The organism is Sanguibacter sp. Z6_81, from assembly GCF_057180625.1.
The window spans coordinates 612,465-626,623 of record NZ_JBXUFV010000002.1 but is presented as its reverse complement, the minus strand read 5'-3'; the positions used below and the strand labels follow the sequence as shown (position 1 = coordinate 626,623).

At 71.9% G+C, this 14,159-nt stretch carries 12 protein-coding genes; 9 read left to right on the top strand and 3 right to left on the bottom strand.

Annotated elements, in window-relative coordinates; translation table 11 throughout:
- Positions 1-36: 36 nt before the first annotated feature.
- The 4 genes from AC2AXK_RS07830 to holA all read left to right on the top strand — a co-directional run bounded on the left by AC2AXK_RS07830 (position 37) and on the right by holA (position 5,491).
- The gene (locus tag AC2AXK_RS07830) at positions 37-882 is read left to right on the top strand and encodes a DegV family protein (RefSeq protein WP_484344792.1); all 846 of its coding nucleotides are present in this window, start codon (positions 37-39) and stop codon (positions 880-882) included.
- Between the two features lie 63 nt (positions 883-945).
- Positions 946-1,854 (top strand): ComEA family DNA-binding protein, encoded by a 909-nt coding sequence (locus AC2AXK_RS07825; RefSeq protein WP_484344791.1) that lies wholly within the window; start codon positions 946-948, stop codon positions 1,852-1,854.
- Between the two features lie 4 nt (positions 1,855-1,858).
- Positions 1,859-4,459, top strand: a complete 2,601-nt coding sequence (locus AC2AXK_RS07820) for a ComEC/Rec2 family competence protein (RefSeq protein WP_484344790.1) — start codon at positions 1,859-1,861, stop codon at positions 4,457-4,459.
- A gap of 12 nt (positions 4,460-4,471) precedes the next feature.
- Positions 4,472-5,491 (top strand): DNA polymerase III subunit delta, encoded by a 1,020-nt coding sequence (gene holA, locus AC2AXK_RS07815; protein WP_484344789.1) that lies wholly within the window; start codon positions 4,472-4,474, stop codon positions 5,489-5,491.
- A 105-nt stretch (positions 5,492-5,596) separates the two neighbouring features.
- On the opposite strand, the gene rpsT is transcribed toward holA, so the two are convergent.
- Both rpsT and AC2AXK_RS07805 read right to left on the bottom strand, forming a co-directional pair.
- Positions 5,597-5,857, bottom strand: coding sequence for a 30S ribosomal protein S20 (gene rpsT, locus AC2AXK_RS07810; protein ID WP_484344788.1), 261 nt, complete (start codon positions 5,855-5,857; stop codon positions 5,597-5,599).
- A 174-nt stretch (positions 5,858-6,031) separates the two neighbouring features.
- Complete coding sequence (locus AC2AXK_RS07805; protein ID WP_484344787.1) at positions 6,032-6,580, bottom strand: type II toxin-antitoxin system PemK/MazF family toxin; 549 nt, start codon at positions 6,578-6,580, stop codon at positions 6,032-6,034.
- Between the two features lie 222 nt (positions 6,581-6,802).
- Here AC2AXK_RS07805 and AC2AXK_RS07800 point away from each other — a divergent pair, with 222 nt between their 5' ends.
- From AC2AXK_RS07800 to hemW, 4 genes are all read left to right on the top strand, one after another.
- Entirely contained in the window at positions 6,803-7,120 is a 318-nt protein-coding gene (locus AC2AXK_RS07800; protein WP_484344786.1) for a DUF485 domain-containing protein, read from the top strand.
- A complete protein-coding gene (locus tag AC2AXK_RS07795) occupies positions 7,117-8,757 on the top strand; it encodes a solute symporter family protein (protein ID WP_484344785.1) in 1,641 nt (546 codons plus the stop codon). The genes AC2AXK_RS07800 and AC2AXK_RS07795 overlap by 4 nt, the downstream gene beginning before the upstream one ends.
- 96 nt (positions 8,758-8,853) lie before the next feature.
- A complete protein-coding gene (gene lepA, locus AC2AXK_RS07790; protein WP_484344784.1) occupies positions 8,854-10,743 on the top strand; it encodes a translation elongation factor 4 in 1,890 nt (629 codons plus the stop codon).
- Positions 10,740-11,996, top strand: a complete 1,257-nt coding sequence (gene hemW, locus AC2AXK_RS07785; protein ID WP_484344783.1) for a radical SAM family heme chaperone HemW — start codon at positions 10,740-10,742, stop codon at positions 11,994-11,996. The genes lepA and hemW overlap by 4 nt, the downstream gene beginning before the upstream one ends.
- Before the next feature lie 39 nt (positions 11,997-12,035).
- On the opposite strand, the gene AC2AXK_RS07780 is transcribed toward hemW, so the two are convergent.
- Positions 12,036-12,899 carry a DUF3097 family protein gene (locus AC2AXK_RS07780; protein ID WP_484344782.1) on the bottom strand — a complete coding sequence of 288 codons (864 nt, stop codon included), beginning with the start codon at positions 12,897-12,899 and terminating at the stop codon, positions 12,036-12,038.
- Positions 12,900-13,120: 221 nt separating this feature from the next.
- Here AC2AXK_RS07780 and hrcA point away from each other — a divergent pair, with 221 nt between their 5' ends.
- On the top strand, positions 13,121-14,146 hold the full coding sequence (gene hrcA / locus AC2AXK_RS07775) for a heat-inducible transcriptional repressor HrcA (RefSeq protein ID WP_484344781.1): 1,026 nt from the start codon (positions 13,121-13,123) through the stop codon (positions 14,144-14,146).
- The last annotated feature ends 13 nt before the right edge of the window (positions 14,147-14,159 follow it).

Below are 14,159 nucleotides of genomic sequence, written 5' to 3'. Positions count from 1 at the left end.
ATGTCGAGCGCCCCTCCTCCGCGGACCGTCCACGTCGTGACCGACTCCACCGCGTCCCTGCCCGCGGACCTCGTGGAGCGGTGGCGGGTGCGTGTCGTCCCGCTCCAGGTCACCGTCGACGGGGTCCCGCACCTCGAGGGAGTGGACCTCACGCCCGACGACCTCGACCGGGCGATCGCGGCGCGGTCGACGCTCTCGACGTCGCAGCCGTCGCCGCGCGCGTTCTCCGAGGCGTACGAGGCTGCGGCGGACGACGGCGCCGAGCACGTCGTGTCCATCCACCTCTCGGGTGAGCTGTCCGGCACCGTCCACGGGGCCGCGTTGGCGGCACGGAGCAGCCCCGTCCCCGTGGAGGTCATCGATTCCCGCACCGTCGCGATGGGTCTGGGCTTCGCCGTGCTCGCCGCTGCCCGGGAGGCGGCGCAGGGGGCGGAGCCCCACGCCGTGTCCCGCCTCGCGCTGCGGACGGCGAGCTCCGGGCGTGCGATGTTCGTCGTGGACTCGCTCGACCATCTCCGGCGTGGTGGCCGGTTGAGTGCTACCGCGGCCGCCGTGGGCACGGCGCTGGGCCTGCGGCCCGTGCTGGGCCTGCGCGACGGCCGGATCGAGGTGGTGCAGAAGATCAGGTCCCGGGCGGCCGTCGTCGAGCGCCTCGTGACTGCGGGGATCGAGGCAGCGCAAGGGCACCCGGACGTGCGGCTCGCGATGCACCACCTCGGTGACCCGACCGCGGTGCGGGCGTGCGCCGACCGGATCACGGAGGCGACGGGGCGTGAGGTCCTCGTCTCACCGGTGAGTGCCGTGCTCGGTGCGCACGTCGGTCCGGGCCTGCTCGCGCTCATCACGTCGCAGGAGCCCGCCCACAGCGACGACCGGGCGTAGCGCGGTCCACAGGTTGAGCGGCGCGCGAAGCCGACGCTGACCGGCGGCACCTAGCGTGCCGGGATGATCAGCGAGCCTGAGGTACGACGTCGCCCGGAGCCGGACAGCGAGACCGGCCCGCCCGCGCGGCTGCGGTCCGTCTCCGGGCTCGTCGAGTCGGTCTCGACGGCCTACACCGCCGCGCACGGGCACCCCATGGAGCACGACGGCCTCGTCGCGCGCGAGGCGACCCGGCGTCGCTGGGCGCTGGGTGCCCGGGTGGGCCTCGTCGTCGCGGTGGTCCTCATCGCCCTGACCGGTGTGCTCGTCGTCCTGGACGTCGTGAGGTCCAGCGGGGATGCTGTCTCGCTGACAGAGGTCGACCCGGAGGCGGCCGCGTCGCAGGACACGACGGACGTCGCCGCGGGGCCCGTCCTCGAAGGCGACGACGTGGCCGGGGTCGGAGCGGCCGCACCGGGGGACGCTCTGCCAGGAGCCGGGGTTCCGGGCGCTGCTGACGCACCGGCCGTGCTCGTGCACGTCGTCGGGCAGGTCCACGCGCCGGGGGTCGTCGAGGTCCCGGCGGGCGCACGCGTCGCTGACGCCCTCGATGCGGCAGGTGGCGTGACGGACGCGGCCGACACGGGCGCCGTGAACCTCGCCCGGGTCGTCGTGGACGGCGAGCAGATCCACGTCCCGCTGCCCGGGGAGGTGGTTCCTGCCGCTCCAGGGGGCGGCGCCCCGCCTGGCGGGGGCACGAGCGGTGGGGGCGCGACCGGGGGAGCGGGCGGCGCAGGCGGTGGGCTCGTGGACATCAACGTCGCGAGCGCAGAGGAGCTCGACACACTGCCTGGCATCGGCCCGGCCCTGGCCGAGCGGATCATCGCCTGGCGCACGGAGAACGGCGGCTTCCGCACGGTCGACGACCTCGGCGAGGTCTCGGGCATCGGCCCGTCGGTCCTCGGTGCTGTCCGGGACCTCGTGACGGTCTGAGGCGGTGCGTTCCCTCGATCTACGGCTCGTGCCGGGTGCTCTCGCCGGGTGGTTCGCGGCCCTCGTGCTCGTCGCCCGCGGGCCGGGGACGGCCGCCGCCGTGGGAGTGGTGGCCGCAGCGGTGTCGGTCAGCGCGTGCGCCGTGGCAGGACGGCACGATCCCCGCCGCGCGCCTCGTCCCGCCGTCGTGCCCCGCGCCCTCGTCGTGCACCTCGCGGTCACTGCCTGCGTCGTCGCGTGCGTGTCCGCCGCCGTCGTCGGGCAGTGGCACGGACGGGCACCGATCACGGCTCACGTGAGCGGCGACGGAGCGCCCAGCCGCACGCTCGTCCTCGAGGGTGTCGTGGCCTCCGGGGCGTCACCGATGGCGTCCGGCTTCGGCGGGCAGGCGCGCTACTGGCTCGACCTCGACGTGCGGGCCGTCGAGGTCGGGGCCGGTGCGCAGCGGGAGCGGTCGCGGGCAGCCGCACCGGTACGGGTGATGGGCGGGGAGGAGCTGCTCGAGGCCGAGTACGGGTCCACCGTCGCGGTGCGGGGGACCGTGCGCGCCGCCAGTCCCGGGGACGCGTCTGCCGCGATCCTCGGTGTCCGGGCAACCGGCGACGGCAGCGAGCTCCGCGACGTCGCGCCACCTGGTCCGGTCACCCGTGGGACGAACGACATGCGCGCGGCCTTCATGGATGCGACGCAGGGCCTGAGCCCACAAGGGCGGGGACTCGTGCCGGGCGTCGCTGTCGGCGACACGACGATGCTCCCGCCGGCGCTCGACGACGCACTCGTCGTCACGTCCCTCACCCACATCACGGCCGTGTCCGGCTCGCACTTCGCGATCATCGCGGCGGCGGTGTTCGGTCTCTGCGCGGTGCTCCGTGTCCCACGTGGCGCCCGGGTGGTCGTGGCGGGGACCGTCATGACAGGTTTCGTGCTCCTCGTGCACCCGGAGCCGAGCGTGCTGCGAGCCGCGGTCATGGGTGCGGTCGCCCTGCTCGCGATCGTGCTCGGCCGCCCCGGGCAGGCCGTGCCCGCGCTCGCCGTGACCGTCGTCGTGCTGCTGCTCGTCGACCCGTGGCTCGCCCGGTCCTACGGCTTCGCACTCTCCGTGCTCGCGACGGCCGGCCTCGTGCTCGGCACGCCGCCCGTCGCGAGGGTGCTCGCACGCGTCCTGCCCCGGTGGCTGGCTCTTGCCGTCGCAGTCCCGTTCGCCGCTCAGCTCGCGTGCGCGCCGGTCGTCGTCCTGCTCGACCCGTCCGTCTCGCTCTACGCGGTCCCCGCGAACCTGCTCGCCGCCCCGGCGCTCGTCCCGGCGACCGTGCTCGGCGTCGTCGGCGCGCTGCTCGCCCCCGTCTGGCCGTCCGCAGCCACGGCGCTGGCCCACGTGGCGAGCTGGTCGACGTGGTGGATCGCTGAGGTCGCCGAGCTCTTCGCCGCCGCGCCGCTGGCCCGGGTGCCGTGGGTCGGGGGAGTCCCCGGTGTCGCCCTGCTCGCGGGAGCGACCGTCGCCGGGCTGCTCGTCGCGGCGCGCTGGCAGCACTGGTGGTGGTCGGTGCGGACAGGTCTCTTCGTCGTGGGACTCGCGAGCTCACCCACCCGTCCCAGGTCCGCGGGGTGGCTGAGCAGCCAGCGGTCAGCATCCACCGGCGGGCCGGTCCGGGCTGCGTTGCGACCGCTCGGTCCCGCCCTCGTCGTGCTCGCCGCGGTGTCCGCACTCGTCCTCGGTGCCGCGCTCCTGCGGCCACCGTGGCTCGCTGACGTCGTCGGACGGACGACCGGTGCCCCGCTTGCCTGGTCGGACGAGGCCGAGGTCGTCGTGTGCGACGTCGGGCAGGGTGACGCGATGGTCGTCCCGACCTCCCCGGGCCACGCCCTCGTCGTGGACGTGGGTCCGCAGGACGGTGGAGTCGGACGGTGCCTGGACGAGCTGGGCATCACCCACCTCGACCTGCTCGTCCTCACGCACTTCCACGAGGACCACGTGGGCGGGATCGAGGACGCTCTCGCCGGACGCGGGGTGAGTGCCGTGCTCGTCAGCCCTGTCGAGGAACCCGCGGACCAGACGGCGCGGACCCTCCGGGCACTCGACGCCGCGGGAGCGCCGGTGACGACGGCAGCGGCCGGGCTCGGCGGTGACGTGGGCGGCGTCCGCTGGCAGGTCGTGGCGCCGGCCTCGCCCACCGCCCCGGCCGCGGGCACTGTCGTCCCGACGGCGGACGGCCGCTCCGAGGAGGAGGACGGGGGAGCGAACGACGGCAGCGTCGTCGTCGCACTGCGCACGGAGCACCTGAGCGTCCTCGCGCTGGGCGACCTCGAGGACCGTGGTCAGCGAGCACTTCTCGCCACCCTCCGGGCGGCGGGCCACGGGCAGGTCGACGTCGTCAAGGTCGCCCACCACGGGTCGCGCACCCAGGACGCCGACCTCGCCCGGCTGCTGTCCCCGCGGGTCGCGCTCGTGAGCTCCGGCGAGGACAACACGTACGGGCACCCGCACGCGGACACGCTCGCGCTCTACCGGGGGACGGGCGCCGCCGTGGTGCGGACGGACACCTGCGGGACGTTCGGTCTCGTCGTCCGGGGCGCCGACACCTTGGTCGCGGGCTCGTGCTCGTGACACGATCGAGGCATGGCTTCCCCCTCCCGCCGTCCCGGTGCCCGAACGTCCTCCGCCAAGCCCGCCGGGCTCCCGTGGGACGAGGCCCGGCTCGCGCCCGTCGTGCTCGTGCACGGCACGGAGGGGCTCCTCGTCGACCGCGCCGTCGAGCGGCTCACGCAGCTCGCCCGCGAGGCGGACGCCGGCACCGAGCGCACCCGCGTGCCTGCCGCCGGCTACCAGGCGGGCATGCTCTCGGTGCTCACGAGCCCCTCGCTGTTCGGCGAGCCACGCATCGTCGTGCTCGAGGGCTGCGAGACGGCGAGCGACGCGTTGCTCACCGACGTCGCCGCGTACGTCGACGCCCCGGCGCCGGACGTCTGGCTCGTCGTCGAGCACCGCGGAGGGGTGCGGGGCAAGAAGATGCTCGACGCCGTGCGGGCCTCGGGTGCGCCGGTCGTCTCGTGCGACCCGGTGAAGAAGGACACGGACAAGATCGCGTTCGTCTCTGCGGAGTTCCGGCGCGCGGGTCGGCGGGCCTCCGCCGGTGCGGTCCGGGCGCTCGTCGAGGCGCTCGGCAACGACCTGCGGGAGCTCGCTGCGGCCTGCGGGCAGCTCGTCTCCGACTCCGAGCGAGCCATCGACGAGGCCGCGGTCGAGAAGTACTACGGCGGGCGGGTCGAGGCGACGGGCTTCCGGGTCGCCGACGCGGCCGTGGCCGGTGACGCGGGTCAGGCCGTCGCGCTGCTGCGGCATGCGCTGGCGACCGGAGCGGACCCCGTGCCGCTCGTGGCAGCCCTCGCGATGAAGCTCCGCACGCTCGCGAAGGTCGCGGGGCTCCGCGGGCGGGGGACGAGCGCCGCCGACCTCGGCCTCGCGCCCTGGCAGGTGGACCGGGCCCGACGGGACCTCGCGTCGTGGACACCGGAAGGGCTCGCGACCGCGATCAGTGCCACCGCTCAGGCTGACGCCGAGGTCAAGGGCGCGGGCCGCGACCCGGTGTTCGCGGTCGAGCGGGCGGTCCTCAGGGTGGCGCGCAGCGCCGGACGCTGAGCCCGGAACCGCTGAGCCCGGACACGACGAAGGCGCCACCCCGACACGGGAAGTAGCGCCTTCGTTGTGTTCCGACGACCGCGAGGGATCACCGGGACGGGAGACTCACAGGCCGTTGACGGCCTTCGAGAGAGCCGACTTGCGGTTAGCGGCCTGGTTGGAGTGGATGACTCCCTTGGACACCGCCTTGTCGAGCTTCTTCGATGCAGTGATCAGAGCAGCGGCAGCAGCTTCCTTGTCGCCACTGGCGACCGCCGCGCGAACGCGACGGACGTGCGTCTTGAGCTCGGACTTGACGGCCTTGTTACGCAGGCGCGCCTTCTCGTTGGTACCGATGCGCTTGATCTGAGACTTGATGTTAGCCACGTGAGGACTCTCTTGTGTGTTCGCCGAAGCGATCTGACAGGTCGTAGAAGGCGTTTCCAGCACCGGGACTGGGGTGGGGAACCCGTGGAGAGGTACTGGAATGCTGCCCGCCGACCCGGGCGGACACGCGATCGGTAAGTTTACCAGACGAGTCGGTGCCAGCGGCAACGCCCTCTATCTGCTGCGGATCCCTGCGACGACCCTGTCGAACAGGCGGCGCTCCATGATCGCTCCTTCTCGCCTCACCTGGTCGGCGTCGACCCGCAGGACCCGGTCCAGACGGACCTCGCTCTCCCGCCCCGAGCGGTCCCACGGCCCCGATCCGACGTCCATCCAGCGTCGGCCCCACCGGGCCTCGTCTGCGGCGTCCCGGTCGTGGTCGACGCTCGTGAGCATGAGGCCGAGCAGCCACGGACCGTCCCTGCCGACGAGGAGCACGGGTCGGTCCTTGCCCCGGGAGTGGTCCTCCTCGTACGGCACCCACGTCCACACGACCTCGCCAGGGTCCGGGGCGCCGTCGAGCTCGGGGGAGTACTCGACGGTCACCGGCCCTGAGTGGTCGCCCGGATAGGTGCCCGATGCGGGGCGGCCGGCCGGCGTGGTGGTGCGGCGGTCGCGGTCGGCGGGAGCGCTCGTCCCGGCGGGTCCTGCCGCCTGCGGGGCGGGAGCGGGCCGGAGCGCCGTGCGGCGGCGGAGCAGGGCGCGGAGGCCACGACGGATCATGTCCGCACTGTACGACGGCCGTTGCGACGACCGCCGGGACGCGGGCCGGGCTGAGAGGGCTTGCCATGAACAGTGACGTACGACACATTGTGTACGTCGCGTGAAGTAAAGGTGCTTTGCGCACGAGGCAAGGGAGGCGCGATGTCCGAATCACCCCCGACCGCTCCTGATGACGCGGGTCCCCAGGGACAGCACCGGGCAACGGTCGACAGCGACCGGCCGATGACCCAGACCGACTATCAACGCGTCCAGGAGAGCCCGGAGTTCCAGGACCTGCGCCGGCGGTTCCGATCGTTCGTGTTCCCGATGACCGCGTTCTTCCTCGGCTGGTACTTCCTGTACGTGCTCCTCGCCGACTACGCGCACGACTTCATGAGCACCCCGGTATGGGGCAACGTCAACGTCGGGCTGCTCATGGGCCTCGGCCAGTTCGTCACGACGTTCGCCATCACCATGATCTACGCGAACTGGGCCAACAAGCGTCAGGACAAGATCGCCGACGAGCTCCGCCAGACCATCGAAGGACGGGACGCCGCATGACCCCCACCACCGTGCTGGCTGCGTCCGAGGACATCGGCAACCCGGCAGTGAACATCGCCATCTTCCTCGCGTTCGTCGCCGTGACCCTCGTCGTCGTCGTCCGTGCCTCGAAGACCAACAAGACAGCCGCCGACTACTACGCCGGGGGTCGGAACTTCACCGGACCCCAGAACGGCACCGCGATCGCGGGGGACTACCTGTCCGCCGCGAGCTTCCTCGGCATCTGCGGGGCCATCGCCATCAACGGGTACGACGGCTTCCTCTACTCCATCGGCTTCCTCGTCGCCTGGCTCGTGGCGCTGCTGCTCGTCGCAGAGCTGCTGCGCAACACGGGCAAGTTCACGATGGCGGACGTGCTGTCCTTCCGCCTCAAGCAGCGCCCGGTCCGGATGGCCGCCGCGATCTCGACGCTCGCGGTGGTCTTCTTCTACCTGCTCGCCCAGATGGCTGGCGCTGGCGGCCTCGTCGCGCTCCTGCTCGGCATCGACGGGGCACTCGGCCAGGGCGTGGTCATCGCCGTCGTCGGGGCGCTCATGATCCTCTACGTCCTCGTCGGCGGGATGAAGGGCACCACGTGGGTGCAGATCATCAAGGCGATCCTCCTCATCGCCGGTGCCGGCATCATGACGGTCTGGGTCCTGTGGAACTTCGACTTCAACCTCTCGAGCCTCATCCAGGGCGCCATCGACACCGCCGGGAACCCCGCCCTCGCCGAGCCCGGCAACCAGTACGGCGGGAGCGAGACCTCCAAGCTGAACTTCCTGTCCCTCGCGCTCGCCCTCGTCCTCGGGACCGCAGGCCTGCCGCACGTGCTCATGCGCTTCTACACGGTCCCGACGGCGAAGGAGGCCCGGCGGTCCGTCGTCTGGGCGATCTGGCTCATCGGGATCTTCTACCTCTTCACCCTCGTCCTGGGATACGGGGCGGGCGCACTGGTCGGACCGGACGTGATCGCGAACGCACCCGGCGGCGTGAACTCCGCGGCGCCGCTCCTGGCGTTCGAGCTCGGTGGTGAGATCCTCCTGGGTGTCATCTCTGCGGTGGCGTTCGCCACGATCCTCGCCGTCGTCGCGGGGCTGACCATCACCGCCGCGGCCAGCTTCGCGCACGACATCTACGCGTCGGTCATCAAGAAGGGCGAGGTGAGTCCTGACGCAGAGGTGCGTGTCGCACGCATGACCGTGCTGGTCATCGGCCTCCTCGCGATCATCGGCGGGATCTTCGCCAACGGGCAGAACGTCGCGTTCCTCGTCGCGCTCGCCTTCGCGGTCGCCGCGAGCGCCAACCTGCCGACCATCATCTACTCGCTGTTCTGGAAGAGGTTCAACACCCGCGGCGCCCTGTGGAGCATGTACGGAGGACTGGCCTCGTGCCTCATCCTCATCGCCTTCTCGCCCGTCGTCTCCGGCAAGCTCAACCCGGACGGCACGAGCGCGTCGATGATCAAGGACGTCGCGGTGGACTTCCACTGGTTCCCGCTCGACAACCCGGGCCTCGTCACCATCCCGCTCGCGTTCCTGCTCGGGATCATCGGGACCCTCACGAGCAAGGAGCGCCCCGACCTCGAGAAGTACGCCGAGATGGAGGTCCGCTCCCTCACGGGCGCCGGCTCCGAGAAGGCGGTGACCAACCACTGACACCACGCGGGACCCGTCGCACCGTCGTCGGCGAGGTCGTCGCAGAGGTCGCCGGGGCGTGCTCGAAGTCGGAGCGCGCCCCGGCGTCGTGGGAGAATGGGGCCCGTGACCTCCATCTCCTCAGCAGCCGATCTCGCGCAGATCCAGCCCGCGGCCACCGCGCCCGAGCTGCTGCGCAACTTCTGCATCATCGCGCACATCGACCATGGCAAGTCGACGCTCGCGGACCGCATGCTGCAGCTGACCGGCGTCGTCAGCTCCCGCGACATGCGTGCGCAGTACCTCGACAAGATGGACATCGAGCGCGAGCGCGGGATCACCATCAAGTCCCAGGCCGTGCGCATGCCGTGGCAGGTCGACGGGCCGTCCGGTCCGACGGCCTACGCGCTCAACATGATCGACACCCCCGGGCACGTCGACTTCACCTACGAGGTGTCGCGGTCCCTCGCGGCGTGCGAGGGTGCGGTCCTCCTCGTCGACGCCGCCCAGGGCATCGAGGCGCAGACGCTCGCGAACCTCTACCTCGCGATGGAGAACGACCTCCAGATCATCCCGGTCCTCAACAAGATCGACCTCCCGGCGGCGCAGCCCGAGAAGTACGCCGAGGAGATCGCCGGTCTCGTCGGCGGCGACCCGGACGACGTCCTGCGGGTCTCGGGCAAGACGGGCGTGGGCGTCACCGAGCTGCTCGACCGCATCGTGGAGCTCGTCCCGCACCCGGTCGGCGACCCCGACGCACCGGCGCGCGCCATGATCTTCGACTCCGTCTACGACACCTACCGCGGGGTCGTCACCTACGTCCGCGTCATCGACGGCAACCTCAGCCCGCGCGAGCGCATCGTCATGATGTCGACGCGCGCGACCCACGACCTGCTCGAGATCGGCGTGACGTCCCCCGAGTCGATCCCCACGAAGGGACTCGGCGTCGGGGAGGTCGGGTACCTCATCACGGGCGTCAAGGACGTCCGCCAGTCCAAGGTCGGCGACACGGTGACGAACGCCGCGAAGCCTGCCGCCGAGGCTCTGGGCGGATACAGCGACCCCAAGCCGATGGTGTTCTCCGGCCTCTACCCGGTCGACGGCACCGACTACCCGGTGCTGCGGGACGCCCTCGACCGCCTCAAGCTCAACGACGCCGCGCTCGTCTACGAGCCCGAGACGTCTGTGGCGCTCGGGTTCGGGTTCCGCGTCGGGTACCTGGGCCTCCTGCACCTCGAGATCGTCCGCGAGCGCCTCGAGCGCGAGTTCGACCTCGACCTCATCTCCACGGCGCCCAACGTCATCTACGAGGTGACGATGGACGACAAGTCGGTCGTCACGGTGACGAACCCGAGCGAGTTCCCGGGCGGCAAGATCGGTGAGGTGCGGGAGCCGATCGTCAAGGCGACGATCCTCGCCCCGTCGGAGTTCATCGGGTCCGTCATGGAGCTGTGCCAGTCCCGGCGCGGCGAGCTGCAGGGCATGGACTACCTGTCGACCGACCGTGTCGAGATGCGGTACGTGCTGCCGCTCGCCGAGATCGTCTTCGACTTCTTCGACAACCTCAAGTCGAAGACGAAGGGCTATGCGTCGCTCGACTACGACGTCATCGGAGAGCAGGCTGCGGCGCTCGTCAAGGTCGACATCCTCCTCCAGGGCGAGCAGGTGGACGCCTTCAGCGCGATCGTGCACAAGGACAACGCCTACGCGTACGGCGTGATGATGGTGGGCAAGCTCAAGGCGCTCATCCCACGGCAGCAGTTCGAGGTGCCGATCCAGGCGGCCATCGGGGCGCGCATCATCGCGCGTGAGTCGATCCGCGCGATGCGCAAGGACGTCCTGGCCAAGTGCTACGGCGGTGACATCTCCCGCAAGCGCAAGCTCCTCGAGAAGCAGAAGGAGGGCAAGAAGCGCATGAAGACCATCGGCACGGTCGAGGTCCCGAAGGACGCCTTCATCGCTGCCCTGACGTCCGAGCAGACGGAGAGCCGAGACAAGAAGAAGTGAGCCCCGCACTCCCCGACGGGGACCCGGTCCCTGACGACGGCGCACTCCCCGGGTGGGTCGCGCAGGGCGCGGACCACCGGCGGTTCGGTGTGTACGTGCACGTCCCGTTCTGCACCGTGCGGTGCGGGTACTGCGACTTCAACACCTACACGGCGAGCGAGCTGGGCGGGGGCGCGAGCCAGCACGCCTATGCGAGCACCGTGCTCCAGGAGATCGACCTCGCGACGCGCGTCATGGACGCCGCGGGACTCCCCGCACGTGAGGTCTCCACGGTGTTCGTGGGCGGGGGGACCCCCACGCTGCTGCCCGCGGGCGATCTCGTCCGGATGCTCGACGGTGTGCGCCGGGCGTGGGGACTCGCACCGGGCGCCGAGGTGACCACCGAGGCGAACCCCGACTCGGTGACGCCCGAGTCGCTCGCGGCCCTGGCCGACGCAGGCTTCACCCGGGTCTCGTTCGGCATGCAGTCCGCCGTCCCGCACGTCCTGGCCACGCTGGAGCGCACGCACGACCCGCGCCGGATCCCCGACGTCGTGCGTTGGGCGCGCGAGGCCGGGCTCGACGTCTCGCTCGACCTCATCTACGGGACGCCGGGGGAGTCCCTCGAGGACTGGCGCACGAGCGTGCAGGCCGCGCTCGCCACGGGCGTCGACCATGTCTCGGCGTACGCGCTCGTCGTCGAGCCCGGCACGAAGATGGCCGCGCAGGTGCGCCGCGGGCAGCTGGCGCTGCCGAGCGAGGACGACCAGGCGGCGAAGTACGAGATGGCGGACGAGCTGCTCACGGCGTCTGGTCTCGAGTGGTACGAGGTGTCGAACTGGGCGCGCACGGTCGACGGCCGGGTCGCGGCGTGCGAGCACAATCTTGCCTACTGGCGCGGTGAGGACTGGTGGGGGCTGGGCCCGGGGGCGCACTCCTACCTCGGTTCCGACGCGCCGGGGACCCGGGGTCTGCGGTGGTGGAACGCCAAGCACCCGCTGCGCTATGCCACCCGCCTGGACGCCGGCCTCAGCCCGGCCGCGGGCCAGGAGGTGCTCGACGACGAGGCCGCCCAGCTCGAGAAGGTCATGCTCGCCGTCCGGTTGCGCGACGGGCTGGACCTGTCCGTGCTCTCGGCGCGGGCCCGCCGCGCGGTCGCGGGACACGTGGCGAGCGGTCTGCTCGACGGAGCGAGCGCGATCCGCGGCCGCGCGGTCCTCACGCTGCGTGGCCGGCTCCTCGCGGACACCGTCGTGCGGGACCTCACGGACTGAGCCACCGGGCGGGTGAGGCCGGCGGCACCGGCGGTCGGGTCAGGCCGCCGGCTCGGTGACGAAGTCGATGAGCTCCTCGACGCGCCCGAGCAGGGACGGCTCGAGGTCGGCGTAGCTGCGGACGGTCCCGAGGATCCGCTTCCAGCCCTGTGCGACGTCTGCCTGGTCGTGCGCGGGCCATCCGAGCTCGCGGAGCATCCCGTACTTCCACTCCGTGCCGCGCTCGATGACGGGCCACGCGGCCAGCCCGACCCGCTCCGGTCGCACGGCCTGCCACACGTCGACGTACGGGTGGCCGAGGATGAGGACGTTCCCGCCGCGGAACCTCTTCATCACGTCGTCGGCGATGCGCTGCTCCTTGCTCCCCGGGACGAGGTGGTCGACGAGCACCCCGACGCGGCGCTCTCGCGTCGGCCCGAACTCGGCGAGCGCCTCGGCAAGGTTGTCGACGCCGTCGAGACCCTCGACGACGACGCCCTCCACGCGCAGGTCGTCGCCCCAGACGCGCTCGACGAGCTCGGCGTCGTGGCGGCCCTCGACCCAGATGCGGCTGCCCCGCGCGACGCGTGCGCGGGCGTTCGCCACGGCGCGGGAGCCGGACGCGGTGCGTGCTGGTGCGGCGGGGGCGGCAACGGATCGTGCGGGGGTGAGCTCCACCGGGGCACCGTCGACCCAGAACCCCGGGCCGAGCGGGAACGTCCTGGTCCGGCCCGCCCGGTCCTCCAGCACGACGACGTGCATACCTCCGGACTTCTCGGTCCGCGTGATGGCCCCGACCCACCCCGTCGTCACCTCCTCGACGACGAGCCCGACGTCTGCCGGGACCGGACGCGAGGTGGGGCGACGACGGTGGTGGGTGGCCGGGGAGGACAGGACGTCGTCGGAGTAGCGGTCGTTGCTCACGCGAGGAAGGTTAGCCGCTGACGTGGGTGTGGCCTCGGCAACACGGCCCGGGCCACGGCGGACGGCGGCGTAGAATTAGCACTCGAGAAGTCCGAGTGCTTACCGTCGGTGCACGGCGGCCGGTGTCGTGCGCACGAGACTGCCGCCGGTCCGTGCCCATCGAGGCGGACGCGGCGTGGCGGGCGAGGCCGGACGCGTTCGAGAGCGAAGGAGGTGGTGGGATGGCGTCGAGCGACGAGCGCAGGCTCGAGGTCCTGCGTGCCATCGTGGAGGACTACGTCCAGACACGGGAGCCCGTCGGCTCCAAGCTCCTCGCCGAGCGGCACGGGCTGGGCGTGTCACCCGCGACGATCCGCAACGACATGGCGGCCCTCGAGGAGGGCGGCTTCATCGCGCAGCCCCACACCTCCGCCGGGCGCGTGCCCACCGACAAGGGATACCGCCTGTTCGTCGACCGTCTCGCGAGCGTGCGGGCACTGTCGCCCGCCGAGAAGAACGCCATCGAGACGTTCCTCAACGGCGCCGTCGACCTCGACGACGTCGTCTCTCGCGCGGGGCGCCTGCTCGCGCAGCTCACCGGTCAGGTCGCGGTCGTCCAGTACCCCTCGCTGCGCCGCTCCGGTCTGCGTCACCTCGAGCTCGTCGTCCTCGGCGACCGACGCCTCCTCGTCGTGATCATCACCGACACCGGACGCGTCGAGCAGCGCACGCTCGAGCTCGCGTCCGCACCGCAGGAAGGTGTGCTCGTCGAGCTCCGCACGCGGCTCAACGCCGCAGCTGCCGGCCGCCGGCTCGCCGAGCTCCGGACGGCCCTCGCCGAGCTCGCGCAGTCCTACCACCCGTCCGAGCGCGAGCTCGTCACGCGCGTCGGCGAGGTCATCACCGAGACGCTCGCGCAGGAGAGCGAGGAACGGTTCGTGCTCGCGGGCACCGCGAACCTCGCCCAGGCGGGCATGCGCTTCGAGCACGCCCTGCGGCCCGTCCTCGAAGCGCTGGAGGAGCAGGTCGTGCTGCTCAACCTCCTCACCGAGATGGCGGAGGACTCCGCCACCGTCAACGTCCGCATCGGCCGGGAGACCCAGCTCGCCAACCTGTTCGAGACCTCGGTCGTGACGACCGGGTACGGCTCGGACGGAGGCTCCGTCGCGACGATCGGGTCGATCGGTCCCACCCGGATGGACTATCCCGGCACCATCGCGGCCGTGCGGGCCGTGGCACGCTACCTGTCCCGGATCCTCAGCACGTGAGATCCGTCCCCGA